At 40.4% G+C, this 22,652-nt stretch carries 25 protein-coding genes; 6 read left to right on the top strand and 19 right to left on the bottom strand.

The window, feature by feature from the left end; translation table 11 throughout:
- Genes fabD through K7X70_RS01495 form a run of 3 tightly spaced genes read right to left on the bottom strand, consistent with a single transcriptional unit; the run spans nucleotide 1 to nucleotide 1,964 of the window.
- A complete protein-coding gene (gene fabD / locus K7X70_RS01505) occupies nucleotides 1–891 on the bottom strand; it encodes an ACP S-malonyltransferase (RefSeq protein WP_222535404.1) in 891 nt (296 codons plus the stop codon).
- Between the two features lie 19 nt (nucleotides 892–910).
- A complete protein-coding gene (gene folE, locus K7X70_RS01500; protein WP_062546500.1) occupies nucleotides 911–1,543 on the bottom strand; it encodes a GTP cyclohydrolase I FolE in 633 nt (210 codons plus the stop codon).
- 10 nt (nucleotides 1,544–1,553) lie between these two features.
- Complete coding sequence (locus tag K7X70_RS01495; RefSeq protein ID WP_222535403.1) at nucleotides 1,554–1,964, bottom strand: 6-pyruvoyl trahydropterin synthase family protein; 411 nt, start codon at nucleotides 1,962–1,964, stop codon at nucleotides 1,554–1,556.
- Nucleotides 1,965–2,036: 72 nt separating this feature from the next.
- Here K7X70_RS01495 and mqnB point away from each other — a divergent pair, with 72 nt between their 5' ends.
- Nucleotides 2,037–2,669, top strand: coding sequence for a futalosine hydrolase (mqnB, locus tag K7X70_RS01490; protein ID WP_222535402.1), 633 nt, complete (start codon nucleotides 2,037–2,039; stop codon nucleotides 2,667–2,669).
- A gap of 85 nt (nucleotides 2,670–2,754) precedes the next feature.
- Complete coding sequence (locus K7X70_RS01485) at nucleotides 2,755–3,600, top strand: menaquinone biosynthesis family protein (RefSeq protein WP_222535401.1); 846 nt, start codon at nucleotides 2,755–2,757, stop codon at nucleotides 3,598–3,600.
- Nucleotides 3,601–3,620: 20 nt separating this feature from the next.
- Here K7X70_RS01485 and K7X70_RS01480 read toward each other — a convergent pair whose 3' ends face one another.
- From K7X70_RS01480 to K7X70_RS01450, 7 genes are all read right to left on the bottom strand, one after another.
- Nucleotides 3,621–3,998 (bottom strand): hypothetical protein, encoded by a 378-nt coding sequence (locus K7X70_RS01480; RefSeq protein ID WP_222535400.1) that lies wholly within the window; start codon nucleotides 3,996–3,998, stop codon nucleotides 3,621–3,623.
- 4 nt (nucleotides 3,999–4,002) lie between these two features.
- The gene (locus K7X70_RS01475) at nucleotides 4,003–5,235 is read right to left on the bottom strand and encodes an ABC transporter permease (RefSeq protein ID WP_222535399.1); all 1,233 of its coding nucleotides are present in this window, start codon (nucleotides 5,233–5,235) and stop codon (nucleotides 4,003–4,005) included.
- Between the two features lie 14 nt (nucleotides 5,236–5,249).
- Nucleotides 5,250–5,891, bottom strand: a complete 642-nt coding sequence (locus K7X70_RS01470) for an MBL fold metallo-hydrolase (protein WP_222535398.1) — start codon at nucleotides 5,889–5,891, stop codon at nucleotides 5,250–5,252.
- Nucleotides 5,892–5,907: 16 nt separating this feature from the next.
- Nucleotides 5,908–6,495 carry a gliding motility lipoprotein GldD gene (gene gldD, locus K7X70_RS01465; RefSeq protein ID WP_222535397.1) on the bottom strand — a complete coding sequence of 196 codons (588 nt, stop codon included), beginning with the start codon at nucleotides 6,493–6,495 and terminating at the stop codon, nucleotides 5,908–5,910.
- Nucleotide 6,496: 1 nt separating this feature from the next.
- Nucleotides 6,497–7,237, bottom strand: coding sequence for a shikimate dehydrogenase family protein (locus K7X70_RS01460; protein ID WP_222535396.1), 741 nt, complete (start codon nucleotides 7,235–7,237; stop codon nucleotides 6,497–6,499).
- A gap of 16 nt (nucleotides 7,238–7,253) precedes the next feature.
- Complete coding sequence (locus tag K7X70_RS01455; protein WP_222535395.1) at nucleotides 7,254–8,024, bottom strand: phosphosulfolactate synthase; 771 nt, start codon at nucleotides 8,022–8,024, stop codon at nucleotides 7,254–7,256.
- A gap of 67 nt (nucleotides 8,025–8,091) precedes the next feature.
- On the bottom strand, nucleotides 8,092–9,495 hold the full coding sequence (locus K7X70_RS01450; RefSeq protein WP_062546490.1) for a tetratricopeptide repeat protein: 1,404 nt from the start codon (nucleotides 9,493–9,495) through the stop codon (nucleotides 8,092–8,094).
- A 336-nt stretch (nucleotides 9,496–9,831) separates the two neighbouring features.
- On the opposite strand from K7X70_RS01450, the gene amaB reads away from it, so the two are divergent.
- Nucleotides 9,832–11,370 (top strand): L-piperidine-6-carboxylate dehydrogenase, encoded by a 1,539-nt coding sequence (gene amaB, locus K7X70_RS01445; RefSeq protein WP_222535394.1) that lies wholly within the window; start codon nucleotides 9,832–9,834, stop codon nucleotides 11,368–11,370.
- 64 nt (nucleotides 11,371–11,434) lie between these two features.
- Here the strand turns inward: amaB and K7X70_RS01440 are convergent, their stop codons facing one another.
- Nucleotides 11,435–12,040, bottom strand: coding sequence for a GIN domain-containing protein (locus tag K7X70_RS01440; protein ID WP_222535393.1), 606 nt, complete (start codon nucleotides 12,038–12,040; stop codon nucleotides 11,435–11,437).
- A gap of 246 nt (nucleotides 12,041–12,286) precedes the next feature.
- Between K7X70_RS01440 and K7X70_RS01435 the strand changes: the two genes are divergently transcribed.
- Nucleotides 12,287–15,181 (top strand): DEAD/DEAH box helicase, encoded by a 2,895-nt coding sequence (locus tag K7X70_RS01435; protein ID WP_222535392.1) that lies wholly within the window; start codon nucleotides 12,287–12,289, stop codon nucleotides 15,179–15,181.
- 12 nt (nucleotides 15,182–15,193) lie between these two features.
- Here the strand turns inward: K7X70_RS01435 and aat are convergent, their stop codons facing one another.
- On the bottom strand, nucleotides 15,194–15,826 hold the full coding sequence (gene aat / locus K7X70_RS01430) for a leucyl/phenylalanyl-tRNA--protein transferase (protein ID WP_222535391.1): 633 nt from the start codon (nucleotides 15,824–15,826) through the stop codon (nucleotides 15,194–15,196).
- 72 nt (nucleotides 15,827–15,898) lie between these two features.
- On the opposite strand from aat, the gene K7X70_RS01425 reads away from it, so the two are divergent.
- Entirely contained in the window at nucleotides 15,899–16,267 is a 369-nt protein-coding gene (locus tag K7X70_RS01425) for a YccF domain-containing protein (protein ID WP_062550842.1), read from the top strand.
- A gap of 61 nt (nucleotides 16,268–16,328) precedes the next feature.
- On the opposite strand, the gene K7X70_RS01420 is transcribed toward K7X70_RS01425, so the two are convergent.
- Nucleotides 16,329–17,309 (bottom strand): App1 family protein phosphatidate phosphatase, encoded by a 981-nt coding sequence (locus tag K7X70_RS01420; protein WP_222535390.1) that lies wholly within the window; start codon nucleotides 17,307–17,309, stop codon nucleotides 16,329–16,331.
- A 53-nt stretch (nucleotides 17,310–17,362) separates the two neighbouring features.
- On the opposite strand from K7X70_RS01420, the gene K7X70_RS01415 reads away from it, so the two are divergent.
- Complete coding sequence (locus K7X70_RS01415) at nucleotides 17,363–18,244, top strand: diacylglycerol/lipid kinase family protein (protein ID WP_222535389.1); 882 nt, start codon at nucleotides 17,363–17,365, stop codon at nucleotides 18,242–18,244.
- 18 nt (nucleotides 18,245–18,262) lie between these two features.
- Here the strand turns inward: K7X70_RS01415 and K7X70_RS01410 are convergent, their stop codons facing one another.
- The 6 genes from K7X70_RS01410 to K7X70_RS01385 are packed head-to-tail and all read right to left on the bottom strand — an operon-like array spanning nucleotide 18,263 to nucleotide 22,642.
- Entirely contained in the window at nucleotides 18,263–18,913 is a 651-nt protein-coding gene (locus K7X70_RS01410) for an energy transducer TonB (protein WP_222535388.1), read from the bottom strand.
- Between the two features lie 17 nt (nucleotides 18,914–18,930).
- Nucleotides 18,931–19,638: a peptidoglycan DD-metalloendopeptidase family protein gene (locus K7X70_RS01405; protein WP_222535387.1), complete on the bottom strand. Its 708-nt coding sequence runs from the start codon at nucleotides 19,636–19,638 to the stop codon at nucleotides 18,931–18,933.
- Nucleotides 19,639–19,658: 20 nt separating this feature from the next.
- Complete coding sequence (gene rbfA / locus K7X70_RS01400) at nucleotides 19,659–20,042, bottom strand: 30S ribosome-binding factor RbfA (protein ID WP_222535386.1); 384 nt, start codon at nucleotides 20,040–20,042, stop codon at nucleotides 19,659–19,661.
- Between the two features lie 19 nt (nucleotides 20,043–20,061).
- On the bottom strand, nucleotides 20,062–21,252 hold the full coding sequence (gene hflX, locus K7X70_RS01395; protein WP_062546481.1) for a GTPase HflX: 1,191 nt from the start codon (nucleotides 21,250–21,252) through the stop codon (nucleotides 20,062–20,064).
- A 22-nt stretch (nucleotides 21,253–21,274) separates the two neighbouring features.
- Nucleotides 21,275–22,066 carry an indole-3-glycerol phosphate synthase TrpC gene (gene trpC, locus K7X70_RS01390; RefSeq protein ID WP_222535385.1) on the bottom strand — a complete coding sequence of 264 codons (792 nt, stop codon included), beginning with the start codon at nucleotides 22,064–22,066 and terminating at the stop codon, nucleotides 21,275–21,277.
- Between the two features lie 3 nt (nucleotides 22,067–22,069).
- Nucleotides 22,070–22,642 (bottom strand): anthranilate synthase component II, encoded by a 573-nt coding sequence (locus K7X70_RS01385; protein WP_222535839.1) that lies wholly within the window; start codon nucleotides 22,640–22,642, stop codon nucleotides 22,070–22,072.
- Nucleotides 22,643–22,652 lie beyond the last annotated feature (10 nt).

Below are 22,652 nucleotides of genomic sequence, written 5' to 3'. Positions count from 1 at the left end.
TTAAACCTTTGCTGTGGTAGTTGCAGAGCTTGTTGGGAAGGCTCTATTCACTTTTTTAACCAGGCCTTGTAAAACATTGCCAGGACCCACTTCTACAAATTCACTGGCACCATCAGCGATCATACGCTCGATAGTTTGCGTCCATTTTACCGCACCGGTCAATTGTGTAATTAAGTTTGCTTTGATCTTTTCAGGATCAGTATTTGGAACCGGATCCACATTTTGATAAATTGGACATACCGGAGAAAGTACCGTTACATTTTCAATTGCTTCCTGAAGTTCTAACCTTGCAGGCTCCATTAATGGAGAGTGGAAAGCACCGCCAACATTAAGCTTTAAAGCACGCTTAGCTCCGGCTTCTGTTAACTGCTGACAAGCGATATCTACGCCTTCAATGCTGCCAGAGATTACAATTTGTCCAGGACAGTTGTAATTTGCGGCCACTACTACTTCGTCAATTTCTTCACAGATTTTTTCTACTACCTCATCTGCAAGACCTAAAATAGCAGCCATGGTAGAAGGTTGTAATTCACAGGCTTTCTGCATGGCATTTGCTCTTGCAATCACCAATCTTAAGCCATCTTCAAAAGACAAAGCATTTGCGGCTACCAATGCCGAAAACTCTCCTAAAGAGTGTCCTGCTACCATGTCAGGCTTAAAATCTGCACCTAATGTTTTTGCCAAAATCACAGAATGAAGAAAAATAGCTGGCTGAGTTACTTTTGTTTCTTTTAAGGCTTCATCCGTTCCGGAGAACATGATGTCGCTGATGCGGAAACCAATAATTTCATTTGCCTTTTCAAACAGGTCTTTAGCGATTTCATTTTCGTACAATTCTTTACCCATGCCCGAAAACTGAGCGCCTTGTCCTGGAAATATATATGCTTTCATTTTTATGCTGAATGTGTGTTTAGTGTAAGTTGGCAGTGATTAACCTCAAAAACTCTGCCCTTGTTGTGTCTTTTGCAAATTCTCCTGTAAAAGCGGAGGTGGTAGTCACAGAATTTTGCTTCTGAATTCCCCTCATGGCCATACATAAATGCTTGCATTCAATCACCACGGCTACTCCTAAAGGATTTAACGTTTCCTGAATACAATCTCTAATTTCATTTGTTAAACGCTCCTGTACTTGCAAACGGCGAGAAAAAGCATCAACAATTCTAGGAATTTTGCTCAATCCAACGATATGACCGTTCGGAATATAGGCCACATGGGCTTTTCCAAAGAAAGGAAGCATGTGGTGTTCGCACATAGAAAATACTTCAATATCTTTCACCACCACCATTTGGCTGTAGTCTTCTTTGAACATTGCACCTTTAAGGATCGCTGCCGGATCCAGGTCGTAACCATGCGTTAGATACTGCAGGGCTTTAGCTACACGTTCCGGTGTTTTTACCAGTCCTTCGCGACTAGGATCTTCGCCTAACTGGCTTAGAATGTCTGTATAATGATTCGCTACAGCGGAGATTTTCCCTTCGTTGTAACGATCTATTTTGATGTAACCGTCTTCAGTTTCATCTAAATGATCTAAATGATTGTTCATATCTGATGGATTAGCCGAAGTACTCGACAAAGTTGTTTTCAGTTTCGTAAATTTTGATGCAGTGCAGGGTCGCGCCAGACTCTTCAATATGAGGCAGTAATTCTTCCCATATTGCAATGGCTAAGTTTTCTGTAGAGGCCAGTTTACCTTTCATGAAATCTACATCAAGATTCAGGTTTCTGTGGTCAATTTTATCCACCACATAAGTATTGGTGATGTCTTTCAACCATTTCAGATCTACAAGGAAGCCTGTTTCCGGGTTAATCTCCCCTTTAACAGTCACATACAGCTGATAGTTGTGTCCATGCCAATTTGGATTGGCACATTTTCCGTAAACTTCTGTGTTTTTATCTTCAGACCAATCCGGTCTCGACAATTTATGCGCAGCGTTAAATGATGCTTTTCTGGTTATGTATATCATTCTCTCTTATATTGTTGACAAATATACGCAGAAAGCTTAAAGAAGAAAGGTTTAATCTCTAACTTAGGCTTTATGAAGATTCTTTTAGTAGCAGCAACAAATGCAGAAATCTCTTTATTAACCGAACATTTTGGGTTATCAGGAGCTGCATTGATGAAAACAGAAAGGTTCGACCTGCTGATTACTGGGGTAGGGATGACTGCCACCGCTTTTGCATTAGGAAAGCATTTATCTAACCGGTATCAATTGGTGCTCAATCTGGGCATTGCAGGTTCTTTTGACCCGGCGATTCCACTAGGGACAGTTTTGAATGTAGTGGCGGATGATTTTTCGGAACTTGGTGCAGAAGACCATGGCCAATTTCTTCCTATCGAAGCGCTGGGTTTTGGAAAAAGCAGTTACCATGCCTATAACAACCTGCTTCACCCCTCTTTATCGGAACTTAAGAAAGTGAAAGGAATCACCGTAAATACCGTTCATGGCTCAGCAGAAAGCATTGAAGCGGTTAAAAACAGACTGCATCCCATTACGGAGAGCATGGAGGGCGCGGCGGTACTTTACAGTTGTGAGCAAGCCGGCATCCCCTGTCTGCAAATCCGCAGCATCTCGAATTATGTGGAACCGAGAAACCGGGAAAGCTGGAAAATCGGCCTTGCCATCAAGAATTTGAATGAATGGGCTATTGGATTTTTGACAAACAGCTAACGATCTTCCCTTTCGATTTTAAGTACCTTTGCCTATCGGTTGCCACGGATCAGCCGATCTTTCCAAACCCAAAAATTATACTGCAATGACTTTAAGCCTTGGATTTTCCCCTTGCCCAAATGACACGTTTATCTTTGATGCCCTGATTCATCATAAAATTGACACAGAAGGATTAGATTTTAAAGTTTCATTTGATGATGTGGAAACATTGAATCAGAAGGCCATGAGAGGGGAACTTGACATCACTAAGCTGAGCTTTCATGCTTTTGCCTATGTATACGAGCAATATGCACTGTTAGATGCAGGAAGTGCCTTAGGATTCGGCGTTGGACCTTTACTTATCGCCAAAAACGAATACCTCGCCAATCATCCAGATCATATCAATGCCGAACTTCGCGTAGGCATCCCTGGAAAATATACTACCGCTAACTTCCTGTTGGGTATTGCCTTCCCCCATTTAGTACAAAAGGAGGAAATGGTTTTCTCTGCTATTGAGCAATCACTTTTGACAAATCAAATTGACCTCGGATTGATCATTCATGAAAACAGGTTTACTTATATGGACAAGGGCTTACACAAGGTGATGGACCTGGGCAACTACTGGGAGCAGCAAACCGGCTGTGCCATTCCTTTAGGAGGCATAGTGATCAATAGAAACCTGGATCAGGACACAAAAGAAAAAGTTAACAGAGTACTTCGCAAATCTGTAGAATACGCTTTTGCAAACCCTAAATCTGGAATTGAGTTCATCAAACAGCATGCACAGGAAATGAGTGAGGAAGTGATGTACAAACACATTGACCTATACGTTAACAAATACTCAATTGACCTGGGTACAGAAGGCAGAAAAGCAATTGATGTGTTATTTCAAATGGCACAGGAAAGAGGATTGATCCAGCCCATTACAAAAGACCTTTACCTGATTCCTTAGCTGTATTTAAAGACGGGACTTTAATTACAAGGCCCGTCAGGAATTTCTTTAGTGATCTTTAATAATTTCGTTACCACCATAGTAGAATCAAAATCTGCGGCAATAATTAAGCTGTCAGATCTGATGATATGGCATTCTACCTCGATGTATACAGGTTCATAAGGCTTTTCAAAATTGAAGTTATTATAAGCCAGTTCCAATGTTTTTGCACTATCGGCCACCCAATATTCAGTCCCTTCTTCGCAATCCGTAAAAGATTTAATCTCCGGACCATAGCTATACAAGCCTTTAATCACCCTCGTACTGTTCTTTTCAACAGATACCGGCTTGGTATTACAGGCAAGGACAACAACTGAGCAGAGTACTAATAAGGGTAATGATTTGATAGATATATTCATGATGTTAGAGATCTTGATTTAAGTGGTCAATTTTCTTGACGCTCAGATTAGAGGACAAAGCTGATGCCATAAAAGAGAACACAGTCACTGTTAAAAATACTAATAAAAAATCCGTCCATTTTAAGCCGATCGGATAGGCGTTCGAAATCATTGGGTTGTCTTGAGACATTTTAATCAGGGCAAATTTCTGCTGCACCAAACAGAAAATTAATCCGACAAATAACCCGAGTACACACCCAGTCATGGTGATCATCATCCCCTCCAGCAAGAATATCCGCTTGATCAGGCTTTTCCCCGCCCCCAGACTACTTAAAACGGAAATATCCTTTAATTTGTCTATCACCAACATCGTTAATGAACCGATTATATTAAATATAGCAATTATTAAGACAAAAGTAAGGATGATATATACGGCCCATTTCTCACTTCCAAGAATGCTATGAAGTGCCGAATTTTGCTGAATACGGTCTTTTACAATAAAATTCTTGCCTATTTCTTTTTCTATTCCCTCTTTAAATTCATCGGCATCTATGCCTGGATTTAAAAGTAGCTCTATGGAAGAAATTTTGTTGGGCTCTGCTAATAACTGGCGGGCAAAGTCTAAGGGGACAATGGCCACGTTGTCAAAATCCTGCTGGACTTCGAAAACTCCAGATACCGGGATCGTCAGCACGGTAAAATTATCACCCGGATTAATCGAATTCACCCGTTTCCCTTTTTTAGGCGAATATACCTGCAATGGATTAAAAGGATCAGTGGTATTGACCACCAGAAAGTTCTGAATTGCAGAGCCAATCACTGCATAGTGCCCACTTGGATTATCGAGCATGAAATGTCCGTCAATAATCGTGCTGTCCAGGCTTTTATTCTTTAGGTAATCCGGACTGACTCCCTTAATCAGACCTACACTCTGCTTATCATTATATTTGAGTAAGGCGTTTTCTGACAAGACTTCCACATAGGAAAATACCCCCTCTGCCTTTTTCAGTTGATTAAAATAAGCGGTATTGGGTTCGAAAGTTTTTCCATGTACCGGCAGAATGAGCAGTTGAGGGGTCATGGTATTGAACATTTTCAGCACCATTTCTCCAAGCCCGTTAAAAGCCGACAAAATAATGATCAATGCAGCGCTTCCCACAAAAACCCCCAGCACGGAAATTGCGGAAATGATGTTGATCGCATTGGTAGATTTTTTAGCAAAAAGATACCTGCGGGCTATGTAAAAGGCTGTATTCAAATCTGGTTATAATGTTACGACTGTAAAAATGGATTGTGTTGTTTTTCAAAACCAATGGTCGTAAACTGACCATGACCTGGATAAACCCTGCAATCATCTGGCAATATAAACAAGTTATTTCTTATGCTATTGATTAATTGCGCATGGTTCCCTCCAGGAAGGTCTGTACGACCGATACTAGTATAGAAAAGTACATCACCACCAATTAAAAAATTGTCTGCAGCAGCATAGAAACATAAATGTGCCGGCGAATGACCTGGTGCAAAAATCAGTTCCAGCTGACTGTTCCCAAATTTAACCGTTCCGGTTTCTCCCAAAAAAACTTCTGGTTCCGGAGAAAGCTCGTATTCGAATCCCATCTGTGTTGCATATCCAGGGATGGCTTGCAGCACCGAAAGTTCTCCTGCATGAAACTGGGGCCTCAAACTCCAGTTGTCGTACACAAATTTATTCCCTAATACATGGTCGATATGGCAATGTGTATTTAACAACAATACCGGTTTTAGCTTATTTTCCTTGATGAAACGGACCAATTCATTTTGTTCATCACCATCATACATTCCGGGATCGATGATCACACATTCAAAAGATTCATCAAATAAAACGTAAGTGTTTTCACGATATGGATTGAAAGCAAATTGCTGAATACTAATCATATATTTAAAATAATTCTTAATTTTTCCATTTGAAGGTACTGATCATCTGATCAATATCTTTCTTTATAAAATTCACAACAGGTTGAATAGAATCGTACTGCGGGCGCTCATTAAAGTATAAAGCACCACGGAAATAATGTTTTGCACTGTCTGTTAAAAAGAACTGTACAGAAGAAGCAGTATTGCCTTCTATCGCGTAATAAATGCCATAAACTTTCTTTTCCGGGTAATTGATGAGCTTTTGATCAATCGCATTCGCCTTCACCGTATGTTTAAAAGCAAAAGTTCTGGCATCTTCTACCAGGCCCTCATATTCTTTTCTGGAAGATACATCGTAATAAGTGAGGTGCAGACGTCCGTTAAATTGCGGAAAAGAAAGGTTATACCAGCAAGGCTTTGTATCTCTGCCGCTATCGGGAATCATTTTTGCATACACTGGATATTCAAATGAAAAAGCACAGCCTTCATTGAAAGTCTGGTATGCTTTTTTAGGAAAATCGATGTGAAAATACCCTCTCGGCTTCGGTGCATAATTGTTTTCCTGATGACAGGCAGTAAAAGCCAATACCAGCGCAAGGAGGCCGACCGGGAAGAATCTTTTCATATCAGGAGTTCCAAATGTACCAGGAGCGTTCGGCTTGAAGGTACAACATTTCCAGTCCATTTTTAATAGCGGCACCGGATGCTGCACTTCGTTCTAAAAATTTTGTCAGCTCAGGATTGTAAACCAAATCGTAAGAAAGGTGTTTTTCAGTGATAAATTCATAAGGAATTTGCGGACAGCTGTCTACATTTGGCGACATTCCCAGAGGTGTGGTGTTGATCAGCACCGTATATTCCTGCAGCATTTCTTCGTTTACAGCTTCATATAAGATTGTTCCCTCTGCTGGTTTTCTAGTGACCACTAAGAATGAAATCCCCAGCTTATGGAGCACATATTTTATTGCTTTTGCGGCCCCACCATCGCCAAAAATCAAGGCTTTAGTATGGTGTTCCTTTAAAAAAGGAAATAAAGAAGTTTCAAAACCATAGGCATCAGTATTGTAGCCTTTCAGCACAGCCTTACCGTTTTCTCTGCGAATATCGATACAATTTACGGCACCAATTTCTGCTGCGGCTTCATCCAGCTGATTAATGTAGGCCATCACACCCACTTTATGAGGGATGGTCACATTAATTCCGCAAATTTCTTGATCAGCAATCAGCTCCGGGAAAGAACTGATGTTTTCAATTGGATAGAGGTCATACTCACAGTCTGCGATTTGTTCCTGAGCGAATTTCTCCGTAAAATGTTTTTTTGAAAAGGAATGAGATAAGGGATACCCAATCAGGCCAAATTTCTTCATTTGTATAAATGTAGGGTTACAATTTATCCAGGTTCAGAAAATGATCAAAAGTATCACCTCTTAAGCCCAAACGGATAGTTTCCAAAGGAATGGTCTCCGCAGGAGCGATATTTCCAAGGTTTACATTGGCTCCAAGAAGCTTAATAAACCAAACTTGTTGTTCTTTTTGCGGCGCTTCCCAGATGATGGTTTCTTCAGGAATTTGAGTCAGGATTTCATCTACTAATCCTTCTCTCACTTCTCCGGAACCTCTGTAGATGCCCACATTTCCACCTTCTCTGGCTTCAGCAATTACTTTCCAAGAACCCGCTTGCAGCTCAGCATTCATTAATTTGATCCATTTGTATGGGGCAAAAATCTTTGCTGCATCTTTAGAACCTACTTCGGAAATTACAGTAACCTGTTTTGCTAATTTCTGGATGAATTCGCATTTAAGGTCATGTTCAATGCTAATCGAGCCATCAGAAACTTCAGCATATTCCATCTGATATTTATCCAGCACTCTGCAGTAGTCGTCAAACTGATTACGAATTATGAAAGCTTCGAATAATGTCCCTCCAAAATAAGTAGGAATTCCTGCATCTCTATAAATTGCGAGCTTCTCTTTTAAGTTAGGCGTCACAAACGAAGTTGCCCAGCCTAATTTTACGATATCAGTATGTACTCCGGCAACTTCGATGAAATCTTCAGTTTGCCTTAAGCTTAGTCCTTTATCCATGACCATTGTAATTCCTTTATTGCGTGGCTTTACAGATCTTTCGGGTATATTATTTAATGGGTAGTTCATATTGGTCACAAAGGTGAAAAAAAAATGGACAGTTTTTATCAGGTATATCTAATAAAAAATGGTAACATTATTTAACATAACGATTAATGACTTCGATTATTGAGCCATTATCTTGTAGTTGTGGTAAATATTCGAATAAAATATAGTGTTTATCCGGGTCGGTTACCAACGCTGTTTCCAAGTAAACCAAGGCATCATTTTTTTCTCCGAGCGCAAACAAATAGGCCACCATTCGGTAGTATAATTCTGCAGCATCCGGATTATTTTTTATCCCATCCAAAATCGTTTCTGATGCTTCCAATAGCCTTCCTTGCTCATAAAGCACGGTAGAAAAGTCAAGCCAGGCTTCAATATCCACCGGATTAAATTCCAAAACCTTATAGTAAGCTTCGATGGATTCTTCAATCTGACCAAGTTTATAAAAAGCATCTGCCATGGCAAACCAGAAGTCTGGATTTTCGTCGTCCAGTTCTAATGCTTTACGGTAAAAATGAAGTGATTCAAAATAGCGCTCTTCGAAATTGAGTGTCACCCCTATTCCAAACCAGGCATCTGCCATTTTAGCATCCATTTTCACTGATTTCTTATAATAAGCACGTGCTTCATCCATCAAATCTAGCTTTTCATAGCATTCACCGATGGCACAATAGGTGTCCGCATTAGGTGGTTCGTATTCAAAAGTATGTTTATACACCTCTATAGCCTCCGCAAAACGGTCTAGCTGTACCAGTGCATTTCCTTTATTATAATAAGCAGAAGCAAAATTATCCTTAATCAAAATGGCATAGTCATAAGCATCGATCGCTTTTTCAAATAGATCGAGTTTATGATAAGAATTGGCAAGGTTATACCATGCCGCATAAGAATAGGGATCATTATCAATATATTCCTGATAAAATTTAATGCTTTCTTCTTGCTTATCCAGGATATCATAACAAAATGCAAGTTCGTATAAGCCATCCTTGTTTTCCATATCTTGCTCCAGGCTACGTTTGATATAAACAATTGCTTGTTCATAATCGAGCATATTTTGGTACACATAAGCAATTTGTAACAAGATTTCATCGGTAGACTCTGCAAAACCCAATGCAATTTGAAAATTATCCAAAGCTTCTGAATAGCGTTCCAGACTATTGTAAATGTTACCTCGTAAGATATAAATCTCCGCTTCTGAAGCCTCCAGCATTTCCGCCTTTTGCAAAGCAAGAAAAGCCCTTTCAATCTGGTCAGTTACAAAAAATAATTGCGCCTGTTTCACCAGAAATACGGCGGCGTAAGGATGCTGATTTACTGCATAATCAGTCACTTGCAGTGCCTTTACAGGATCACTCTTCTCGATATAATAATCAATAATATTTTCAAAAGCCTGCGCATCGAAAAAGTACTGATCCTCATTACGTATCATCTCCTCATAACGTTCTACAGAACGTTGCGCATCATCACTAAACTCAAATAAAAACTCCTCTTCCATGTTGCGAATAATTAAAGAACAGATCCCAGATTTTTAAAAACACAATATAAGTTTACAAATTAAATATTTGCATAAACTAATTAATTTTCAACATCCACACACCCGAACCCTAAATGACTAATAGTAATATTTTTGGCAAAAGGCTCGGGGAAAATGAGTTGACCGCTTTTTGCAATAGAGATAATGATCACAATTATCTTACAAAATAACATAACTTTAAATGAAAACCTGTAAAATTCAGGTCAGAAAAGAAACCAAATATTAAAAAAACGGTTGTAAAAGGTATACATCCCCCTCAGGACAAAGCTTTATCACCGTTCATAAACCGTAAAACGAATGAAAAAAAACATCAGTTCCGTTTTAAAAAACTTAGGGATTCAGCAACTCAATCCTGCATACAGCACTGGCCAGACCTGGTCGGCAGCAAAAAACGCCAAAACTATAGATAGCTTTTCGCCGGTAGACGGGCAGAAAATAGCCCGCATTCAGGTGGCTACTGCCGAAGATTATGAAACCGTCATGAAAACTGCAGAAAGTGCTTTTCAATATTGGCGCAACCTACCGGCACCAAAACGCGGCGATATTGTACGTCAGTTTGGAGATGCATTGAGGTTGGCAAAAGAAGATTTGGGCACCCTGGTTTCCTATGAAATGGGGAAAAGTTTACAGGAAGGATTTGGCGAAGTACAGGAAATGATCGACATCTGCGATTTCGCAGTCGGACTTTCCCGCCAGCTGTACGGCCTAACCATGCATTCTGAAAGGCCGCATCACCGGATGTATGAACAATGGCATCCGATGGGAATAGTAGGTGTGATTTCAGCCTTTAACTTCCCAGTAGCTGTATGGAGCTGGAACACGGCACTGGCATTGGTATGTGGGAATGTGTGCGTGTGGAAACCTTCTTCAAAAACACCATTATGTGCCATCGCTTGTCAGCAGATCATCGCAAAAGTACTGAAAGACAACGAAATGCCAGAAGGCATCAGCAGCCTGCTGATTGGTAATGCTGTAGGCGACATGATCAATAACGACAAACGGATACCCTTGGTTTCCTTTACTGGATCTACCCGTATTGGCCGTACCGTTGCGACTGCAGTAGCGGGCAGATTTGGCAGAAGTATTCTGGAACTTGGTGGAAACAACGCCATTATTATCTCAAAGGATGCCGATTTGGAGATGTCAATCATTGGCGCTGTATTTGGCGCGGTAGGTACTGCCGGACAACGCTGCACCTCTACCCGAAGGCTCATCATTCATGAAGATATCTTTGAAGATTTCAAAAACAGGCTGGTTAAAGCTTATGGCCAGTTGAGAATCGGTGATCCTTTAGATCAATACCACCATGTTGGACCATTAATCGATACCGCAGCCGTAGAAATGTACAGCAAAGCGATCGATAAAGGAATCCAGGAAGGTGCAGAATTTGTAGTGGAAGGAGGCGTTCTGACCGGAGAAAACTACAATTCGGGCTGTTATGTAAAGCCTTGCGTTGCAGTTGTAAAAAATCATTATGAGATTGTACAGGAAGAAACTTTTGCTCCTATTCTTTACCTGATCAAATATAAAACGCTGGAAGAAGCCATTGCTTTACAAAACGGAGTACCGCAAGGCCTATCTTCCGCTATTATGACATTAAACCTTAGAGAGGCCGAACAGTTTTTGTCGGCCTCAGGCTCCGACTGTGGCATTGCGAATGTAAATATCGGTACCTCAGGTGCAGAAATCGGCGGTGCTTTCGGTGGCGAGAAAGAAACTGGGGGTGGCAGAGAAAGTGGCTCTGATGCCTGGAAAGGCTATATGCGCAGGCAAACGAATACTATTAATTATGCCAATACATTGCCCTTGGCACAAGGTATCAAATTCGATTTATAATCATAAAAAAAGGCGACGGAATAAACTCCCGCCGCCTTTTTATAGTACCGCAAATCTTTCTTTTCTATTTCACTAATGTCGTTTTCGTGTTTGCAGTAATTCCATTTTCAAGGAAAGTGCTCTCTGTTTTCAAGGCAGCAAAATCGGTGGTATTCAGTACAGACATTTTATTTTTCACTAAAATATGCTCGTTGGCAGTCCCAAGCAGTTTCAAATCTGAAGTGCCATTGGTTACTGTGTATAAGCTTTTGATGTTTCCTTTAAATGTTGCTTTAGCATCATCTTTCAGGAATACTTGTAATACATTCAGGTCAAATTTCCCTAAAGTGGCAACTTTAGCACCATTTGAAGCCTCAATTCTGTGTAAATCTTTCACATAAACTACTACATCTAAAGTTTCTTTTGCATCAGAATTGATCAGTAAAGTGTAGCCTTTCTGTTTAAAGGTCACCTCATTTCCTTCCACTTCATTCTTTACTTCCACTCTTTCATTTTTACTTTGGATCAAGGTAACCTTCACATTGCCACGTACGTCAATCTTATTGAAAGGTCTTTCAAGACTGATAGCTGTTGGGGTTGTTGCTGCCATCGATGCATTTGTAAATGCAGAGGTAGATAAAACAATTGCGGTTAGGGTTAGTGCGATTAATGATTTTACAGCGGTTTTCATAATATTTTGATTTTAAATGATTTCTTAAGGTTTTGTAGATAAGACGCCTTCATTTCAGAAACGTTTCATCAATATTTACCGTTTTAGACCATAATGAAAGAATCCCCGACCAAAGGGCCATTTTTTTCGACGAACAGGCACAAAAAAAATTAGCTAAATCAGGTATTTTATTTGAAAGAAGTTCAATTTGCTGTATGTTTAAAGATTTTTAAATGCTTACCCTCCCTTTGTTTTAACCTTTAGCTGATGTTACGTGTAGATAGTTCTAAGCCCTGTAAAATTGTTTATTCATTGTGTAAACACGAGTTTTTCGGTTATTTGATAGAGCCTCATATTGTCCAGCTGAATCCTCAGGGAGACTTTTCCTTAACTTACCAAAGGATTTTTTCTCATACCGCATCCGAATTCGCAGCACACCTGACAGAAAAAGATTTCAAGCTGATTAAAATTTTGGATGAAACCGAGCAGGACTTCATCATCAAGAAATACCATAAGAAACCTATCCGCCCGGTAGAATTCTTCAGTAAATTCTTCAATGATAAGTTTTATGAAAATGTAAGACCAAAGATTGAAAAGAAACTGGCTGAAGCTTTAGAGCTGATTAAAAAAGATGGGGCATTGTACCAGATGGACAGTGACGGCTGGCCTGCAGAACGAAAAATTGAACTCGCTGCTGAACCCGCTACCGTATTGTTTCATTTTAGGCGCAATGCGATGGAAACCCGTTATTTCCCAACCATCAAATACCAGGGAATGCGCATTGATTTCATGTTTCAGGAAGCACAGGTGGTGAGTAACCAACCGGCTTGGCTCCTCCTGAATGATGTACTATATTTCTTCGAACAAGACATTGAGGGTAAAAAATTGCTGCCGTTTTTAAACAAACGCTATATCACGATCCCTAAATCAACTGAAGGCGCTTACTTTGAAAAATTTGTAGCCCCGCTGATTGAAAAATACCATGTGTATGCGGAAGGATTTGACATCAAAACGGAAAAACATGAGCCTACACCAGTCATCAAGGTAATTTATGTGGATGCAGGCATCTCTCAGTTGCAATTATACTTTAGGTATGATACCCATGCTTTTGCCATGGGCAATGAGAAGAAAATAACCGTACATATAGAAAAGATAGAAGACAACTATATCTTCACCCGCATCAAAAGAGATGCAACATGGGAAAAACAGAAGTTTAACTTTCTGACCAGCCTTGGACTTAAAAAAGTGAGTCCGCTGGACCATAACCTGGAATTGCCTGCCCATGCAGATGAAAATCAGAGTTATGCAGTCCTCAATTGGGTAAATGAACATATTGAGCAATTGAAAGCGGAAGGATTTGAAATCGAACAAAATCAGAGCGCTAAAAAATTTCAGTTTGCCAGTAACAAGATTGATTTTGAAATCAAAGAAGACAATGACTGGTTTGACATCAATGCGATCGTTTATTTCGGTCAGTATCCCATTCCCTTTATTGCCCTAAAACAACATATCCTTCATAAAAAGAGAGAGTTTACCCTTCCTGATGGCTCCATTGCGATCATTCCTGAAAAATGGTTTACCCAATATGGAAGTCTGTTTAGTCTTTCTGATGGCGGCAAAGAATTAAAGTTAAAAAAACACCACATCGGACTGATCAATGAATTGGCAGAAGATGGCATTGCCAATGTGACGCTGAGTCGCAAATTGCAAAGATTGAACGATTTTGAAAACATTGCCGATACTAAGATGCCGGTACATTTTAAAGGAGACCTCCGCAGCTATCAGAAAGCGGGCTACAACTGGTTTAGCTTTTTAAGGGAGTATAATTTTGGTGGCTGTCTGGCGGATGATATGGGTTTAGGTAAAACCATTCAGACCCTGGCAATGCTGCAAAAGATTAAAGAAGAAGATGAAGAGCAGTCGACGAAAAGTACGTCACTGATCATCATGCCTACTTCTCTGATCTATAACTGGCTGAATGAAGCCAAGAAATTTACGCCGAAACTAAAGATTCATGCCCACACCGGCAGCTCCAGAAACAAAGACATCAGTCAATTTGCGAAATATGACATCATCATCACAACTTATGGAATCACTCGTGTAGACATAGATTTATTGAAGGATTATTATTTCAACTACATCATTTTGGATGAGAGTCAGAACATCAAAAATCCTTCTTCAAAATCATTTAAAGCCGTAAAAGCATTAAAATCCAGACATAAACTGATCCTGAGCGGTACACCGGTAGAAAACTCCGTAAGTGACCTCTGGACCCAACTTACCTTCTTAAATCCAGGTTTATTAGGTACACAGACCTTCTTCAATGAAGAATATGTACAAGCCATCGAGAAAAGAAAAGATGAGGAAAAAGCCAGAAAATTACAGGCCATCATCAAACCTTTTGTTTTGCGCAGAACCAAGGAACAGGTAGCCTCTGAGCTTCCTGCAAAAACGGAACAAGTGATTTATTGCGATATGTCTGAAGACCAGGCCGCTTATTATGAGAAAACAAAATCAGCTTATAGAAACGACTTGCTGAGCAGCATGGATGATGGTACTTATGCTAAAAAACAGGTGCAGCTATTACAAGGATTAACTGCATTGAGGCAGCTGGCCAATCATCCCGTGATGATTGATGAAGACTACTCTGCTGATTCCGGTAAGTTCGAAAACGTAATCCATACTTTGGATAACGTATTAAAAGGTGGCCATAAAGTGCTGATCTTTTCCCAATTTGTGAAGCACCTGAATATTTTCAGACAGTATTTTGAGAAAGAAGAAATCCCCTTCTCTTATCTGGATGGTGCCACAAAAAACAGAGGAGAAATCGTGGCAGAGTTCCAGGAAAACACAGAACTAAAGGTATTTCTAATCTCGATCAAGGCGGGTGGTGTAGGTTTAAACCTTACGCAAGCCGATTATGTGTTTATTCTGGATCCATGGTGGAATCCAGCTGTTGAACAACAAGCCATCGACCGGACCCACCGCATCGGACAGGAAAAGAAAGTTTTCATTTACAAGTTTATCGCAAAAGATACGGTAGAAGAAAAAATTCTTGCCTTGCAGAACCGCAAGAAAAGGCTGGCCAGTTCATTGATTACAACCGAAGAAAGCTTCTTCAAATCATTGAGTAAAGACGACATCAGGGAAATCCTGAACTAGCCTAAACAAAGGCTAGCCTTGTAAAAAACTATAATATTCATCCCGACTGATCATGACTGCGCCCAGGCTCATCAAATGGTCATTCGGGAGCTGACAATCGATCAGCTTAAAGTTCTTGTGCTGACACAACCAAATCAAGCCTGCTTTAGAAGCATTGCTGACCAGACTAAACATGCTTTCTCCGCAAAATACATTGCCAATTTCCAGTCCGTACAATCCACCACATAAAAGCCCATCCTTCCAGACTTCCACACTTTTTGCAAATCCATATTCATGTAAAGCAATATAAGCCTCCTGCATTTCTGCTGTAATCCAGGTGCCCGGCTGATCTTTTCTGCCAACTTTAGCACAATTTCTGATCACTTCTGGAAAAGCTTCATTATAGGTAATTTTAAATACCCCATCTTTTAGAACTTTTGCCATGCTTTTGCTAATCTTCACCTGATCCGGATAAATTACACAACGCTCATGAGGAGAATACCAACAAATAGGATCATCCTCACTAAACCATGGAAAAATCCCATGATGATAGGCTAAAAGCAGTCTGTTGACACTTAAATCTCCCCCTACTGCTAATAATCCGTCCGGATCCGCCAATGCCGGGTCTGGAAAACTCACCTCCTTTTCATCAAGTCTAAAAACCATGATGCAATAATAAAAACAATAATTTAATGTAACGAACGCTTCTTTATCGCATCTTAAATGAAAAACAAGGCTATGAACTTAATAGGCAATATCATCTGGATCATTTTTGGCGGCATTTTCATCTTTTTCGAATACATCATCGGAGGATTGATCTTATGTCTCACCATCGTAGGTATTCCATTTGGCCTGCAATGTTTCAAATTTGCCATTGTAGGATTGGCCCCATTCGGGGTAAAAATCACAGATACCTCTTCCAATACCGGTTGCTTATCTACCATCATGAACATCATCTGGTTGGTTTTTGGTGGTTTCTGGATTGCTTTAACCCACTTAGTTTTCGGATTGTTGTTTTGTATTACGATTATAGGTATCCCTTTCGGCAGGCAACATTTCAAGTTAATGAACCTGGCCTTTACACCATTCGGTAAGTCAATCAGTTAAAACCCAAGAGATAAATATCAAACTGTTCCCAAAACCATATCCTTTAAAAGAGGTAACTCGCCTATTTAATTTCAATCAAACCTATTTTTTGCGCCTTTTCAAATGCGTCTTTACTATCTTTAAATAAGCAGGTGTGGATTCCTATCACTTCCATTTTTTTCAATATTCCCGAAGTTTCCAATTCCTTTTCTTTGCGCACGTTTCTAATGAATACCGCAGATACATTCTGCGGAAACTTCTCTGCAATGGTCGCGTAAATAGAGGGATCTTTCTGTGAGTTATCACCAAAAAGAATAAACTTCTGATTTGGGAAAACAGCCATAATCCTTCTCAAACGTATCAGTTTCCCTTCATGTCCTGTTTTACCGGTTTTAATTAAGCTGGTCCAGCGTTTCAGCTGGTTGAGTAAAAAGGCCCCTTCCGGCAGTCGGTTAAAACGAAATGTTTCTACCAGATAATCATAAAGATTCCATTCTGTACTGGATACATAAAAGAAAGGATTAGGCTGATCAGCAGTAGTATGGGATAAAGCGAGCTGACGGTAGAATTCGGCAATGCCAGAAAAGGTTTTACGCGTTCTTGGATTTTTAATAAACAGTTCCCGCAACCTTCGTCCTATGGTGGCCGAATGGGAAACCATCACGGTATCATCTACATCAGAAATGATCGCATATTGGGTAAGGTGCGGCACATATACTTTGCCTAAAGATTCACCAATCAAAGTTCCATCTTTCGCAAATGCTTTCACCGTTACGCCATGCCATCCCGCAGTTACATCCTTAATAGCTTCCCATTCAAATTTAAAAAAACCATCATAAGCAGTTTTTTGCTCTATCAACTGTCCATTAAAATTAAGCTGTACCCTGGTAAATGCGGCAGGCTTCACAATAAAAAGTTTCAAAAGGTGGGCAATATTTACAAAGATATTATTGCTGTAAACTTGTTTTGTTTTCGCTTTAAAAGTAAACACATGGCCATAAATAACCAGATCGTGGGTATGTCCGTAGCCATGATATACTTTAACATTACAGGATTTATTCATTACTAATTAAAACAGAGTAAGCCAAAAGTTGTTTGTGGTATTAAACAATATCAATGGGAGCAGCCAATTTGAGCGCAAAATTACTTTTTATCGTTAACCCCGGTTCTGGAAATCAGCAAATTAACTATTCCGAAGCTATAGCCCTTCATTTTAAAGGACAGCCTCAGGAAATTCAGATTTTTGAGCTCCCTAAAAACTGCAGTCAGGAAAAAATAAAGCAAGCCATAAATGAGTCAAAGGCCGATCGCGTTATTGCTGTAGGCGGCGACGGTACGCTAAAGCTCGTGGCCGAATGTTTACAGGGATCAAACATGCCAATAGGCATCATTCCCGCAGGTTCGGCTAATGGGATGGCTAAAGAACTGGGTATCCCGCTGGAACTAGACGCCGCGCTTCAAGTGGCAGCAAAAGGGCAGCCTAAAAAAATCCACGCCATAAAAGTAAATGGAGAACTTTGCATCCACCTTGCGGATATTGGCTTCAATGCCTACATCATCAAACGTTTTGACAGTTTACCCAGTCGTGGCATGTTGGGTTATGCAAAAGCCGCCTGGCAGGCCCTTTGGAGCTACCATAAAATGGAGATACAGCTAGAAATCAAAGGAAAACAGATCCAGACCCAGGCAGCTATGGTCGTGATTGCCAATGCCACCAGTTACGGCACAGGTGTAAAAATCAACCCGGAGGGCGATTTATCAGACGAGCTATTTGAGGTCATTTTAGTGAAGAAATATACGGTACTCGAAATTTTAAAAGTTCGATTTACAGAACTGCCTTTTAATCCAGAAAAAATTGAGCTATTCCATACCAAAGACCTGTGTATCAAAACGAAGCATAAAGTGCATTTTCAAGTAGATGGCGAGTATGTGGGGAAAGTGAACCGTGTGGAAGCCACTATTCTTCCTGCAGCCATTTCGATCATTTGTCCATCATAAGCCGCTAGGTTCTTTTACCTAAAGACAATACTGAGCAATCAACTCATCCGCCATATTGGATCCCATATTCTTGACAAATAGAAAATCTTCGCAAGCGCCTTGAGGATCTTTTTGTTTCAGTTTGCGTTTTCCATCTTTTATCCTTTCCGAAAAGTAATCATCATCATAGCCCAGTTGTTCCTTTAGCCTGGCAAACCTGGCCTCATCTTCAGGTTTAAAACCTACTGTTTCTCTATTTTTATAGAAATTCTGGATCACCTCTGTGAGGGAGGCATTGGATACATAATTGGCGATTGCCAGGGTAATATCCGTCTTGGTTTTCCCATCGCAGCCGGATCCGGAAAGCTCAAATTTCATAGGAGCAAGCAGTACTACAGTAGTATCATGGCTTTTAGGAACCTCCCATTTACCGCTGCTCAGACGAATCAGACGAAGTGCTTCATCGTCCAGATCTGTACCTATACCTGAACGAATCGCGGAATAAGTCACCTCTCCATGGTCATTGAGTTTAAATTCAATGGTCACCAGACCTTGGATACAGTTGCGCAGGGAATATGGCGGATACACCTTTTTTTCCATGACAAATTTGTCCAGTCCACCTTTTAATCTAGGTTGCGACTGTGCCGAAAATCCGAAAAACAGGAAGCATAAAAATAAGATTTTGCCCATACCCTAATTTACGGAAATTAAATCAATGCGGCTTTAAAAGTATGTTTTAATATTGCGGAAGGATCTGGGGAGTTCAAGAGAAATGCCGCCTTTTGTGAAAACTGACACACTCCAGGGTAATCACCATGAGCAGTGTACAGGTTAAAAATCAATTGAAAATGAAGGTGAGGAGGCCAGTGACCGTTCTCCTCCGGGATGCCAAAAGCAGCAAATGCTGTTCCTTTAGCGATCTTCTGTCCTACTGATAAACCAGTTAATGAATCTAAGCTCAGGTGTCCGTACAAAGCATGAAACACCTGGCCATTGATCGTATATTTAAGAATAATGGTTGCCCCATAATCCCCATAATGGTCATTGAATTTGAAACTGTGGACTTCCGCATCGTAAAAGTTGTATACTTTCGTTCCTGCAGGACCCCAGATATCGACCCCAAGATGTAGTCTGCGAGGTTCTTCATCACTATCAAAATGATGACTCCGGGCATAGATCGTCCGGTGTTCATCATATCCGCCAATCCCATAACGGGCATTGGCCTTCGACAGATGATCAGTAATCCAATCGCTAAAAAGTGCCGTATCGGCCAATATTTCCGGACTCAGCTCCGTATTGCTAACGGTAAAATTAAAAGGATACAATCGATCCGTTGAGGGATCAAAATCTACCACCTTTCCAATTTCTACCCCTTTTAGATTCAATAGATGATTTGGGGCTGCTGTTTCCTGCATATTATTTTTAGCGCTATAAATTAATCCGCTGTTTCTTCTGTATCTGGCTGTCTAGGCTCTTTTGCAATCTTGTCAAAGATCTTATCCATGTGCTGTACATACTCATTTGTATCATCCAGGAAGAAGGTTAAGGTAGGTACAACTCTTGCCTGATGGCGAATTCTTGCGCCTAATTTATACCTGATCTCACTAGAATGAGCGTTCACTTCTGCCACAGATAATGTGGTATTGTTGGTATTTAAAAAGCTTAAATAAACCTTTGCTACCGCTAAATCCGGAGAAACGCGGACTTTAGTAATGGTAACCAAGGTATTTGGTAAATATGCTGCTCCTTCACGTTGAAATATACTAGCTAATTCCTCTTGCAGGATTCCGGCAAATTTCTGCTGACGTTTACTTTCCATAATTATTCCAATCTTAATATTAATATAACAGCTTATCGTAAGGATAGCGCTCTGTATGTAAAGCCTTCACTTTATCGTACAATAGTTGTTTAAATTCTTCTAAATTCTCTTTGTGCAAGGCAGAGATAAACATCGCAGGGGCATTATTGGCGGCCATCCAGCTGTGTTCAAACTCTTCAATGGTCAATGTAGACTTCTCCCCATTTTCCAGATCTACTTCCGGGCTCACATATGCATCAATTTTATTGAACAGCATGATCGTCGGTTTGTCTCTTGCGCCCAGGTCTTTTAAAGTTTCATTGACGACATTGATCTGATCCTCAAAATTAGGATGAGATATGTCTACCACATGGATCAAAACATTTGCTTCACGTACCTCATCTAAGGTAGATTTGAAACATTCGATCAAATGGTGAGGCAGTTTGCGGATAAAACCTACCGTATCCGATAAAAGGAAAGGCACGTTTTCGATCACCACTTTACGCACCGTAGTGTCTAAAGTAGCAAACAATTTATTTTCCGCGAATACTTCCGATTTCGACAGCATGTTCATGATCGTAGACTTGCCCACGTTGGTATATCCTACCAATGCGACACGAATCAGTTCAGAACGATTTTTTCTTTGTGTCTCATTTTGCTTATCGATGAGTTTCAGACGTTCTTTTAAAAGTGCAATTTTCTCCAAAATCATCCTTCTATCACTTTCAATCTGAGTTTCACCGGGACCTCTCATCCCGATACCCCCTTTTTGGCGCTCCAAGTGGGTCCATAAACGGGTTAATCGTGGCAGTAAGTATTGCAGCTGAGCCAGCTCCACCTGAGTTCTCGCCTGTGCAGTCTGTGCCCTGCCTGCAAAAATATCCAGGATCAGGTTACTCCTGTCCAGTACTTTCACCTGCAGTTCACGCTCAATATTTCTCAGTTGTGAAGGTGACAATTCATCATCAAACACCACTAAATCTATTTCTTCCGACTTCACATAAGCCGCTATTTCTTCTAATTTTCCTGTACCTACAAAAGTGCTCCGGTCAGGCTTCTCCATTTTTTGAGTAAAAATGTGCGTCACCACACCTCCAGCAGTATCTACCAGAAATGCCAGTTCATCCAAATACTCTTTGGTTTCTTCCGGTTTTTCACCTTGTCTTATTACGCCAACAAGAACAGCACGTTCAGGTTTAAGCGCGGTATCAAAATATTTTTGCTTTCCCATGTAAAGTACAAAGATACAAAAGTTATACCGAGATCAGCTGACTGACAAAGTCGGCCATCGATGCTCCTGGATTTTGAGTTTTCATAAAGTTTTCACCAATCAGGAAACCGTCAAATCCAGCGGCTCTCAATTCATTGATGGTTATCGGATCACTAATCGCACTTTCAGAGATTTTCAAAAAGTCGTCCGGAATTTCGTCTACCAATTCAAAAGAAGTCTGAATGTTAACAGAAAAATCAGCTAGATTTCTATTATTGACACCAATGGCATCCAACTCAGGAATTACGCTTCTTTGCAACTCGTCCAGGTTATGAACCTCCAATAACACGTTCAATCCAAGACTTTTAGCAAACACGGCTAAGTCTTCAATCTCATCTGGTGTTAGAATCGCAGCAATCAGTAAAATGATATCTGCACCCAATGCTTTAGCTTCCAGGATCTGATATTCATCAATCATGAAATCCTTTCTAAGGATCGGAATATTGTTCACTGCTCTTGCCGCCAGTAAATCATTAGTATGACCACCAAAGAAATCTACATCCGTCAGCACAGAAAGTGCCGAAGCACCTGCAGCAGCATAGGCAGTAGTCACCTCTTCTACAGTCACTTTGTCATTAATGATGCCTTTTGAAGGCGAACGGCGCTTAAACTCGGCAATGATTCCTGAACGCTTTTCATCCAATAGAAACTCTTCAAATGAATAAGGTACGCGGTTGAAATGTAATGCTGCCTCCAGCATTTTTGTAGAAACCAGTTCTTTGGCCAGTGCCACTTCTTCGCGCTTGCGAAGGACAATTTTATCTAAAATATTCATCTTTTAAGCTTCTAACCAGTTTTTCATCATTTCCTTACCATATTCTGTCAGCACACTTTCCGGGTGAAACTGAACGCCTCTAACATCAAATTCTTTATGTCTTAGCGCCATAATCTCCTGGTCTTTATCTGTGGCAGTTACGGTTAAACAGTCCGGCAAACCTTCGGTATTGACTACCCAAGAATGGTAACGGCCAACATTGATCACCTCTGGACAATTTTTGAAAAGTATTTCTTCCTTATCCAACACCTGAATTGGGGTGGCAATGCCATGCATTGGCCTGCCTAAATTCAACAAAGTACCGCCAAATGCCTGGGCAATGGCTTGCTGCCCTAAACACACACCAAATATACTCTTGGTTGCTGCATATTCTTTGATCACATCCAACAACAAACCTGCTTCTTCTGGAATACCGGGGCCTGGCGAAAGGATAATTTTATCGTATTGTGCTACATCAGACAATTCGAACTTATCATTTCTCCATACTTCCACTTCTCTTCCTAACTCGTTTACCAGGTGGACTAAATTATAAGTGAATGAATCGTAATTGTCAATTACCAATACTTTCTTTTGCATCTCTTTATCG

Source organism: Pedobacter polysacchareus, from assembly GCF_019802255.1.
Lineage (GTDB): Bacteria > Bacteroidota > Bacteroidia > Sphingobacteriales > Sphingobacteriaceae > Pedobacter > Pedobacter polysacchareus.
Note: the sequence above shows the minus strand (reverse complement) of the source record. Positions and strands in the feature narration are given on the sequence as shown.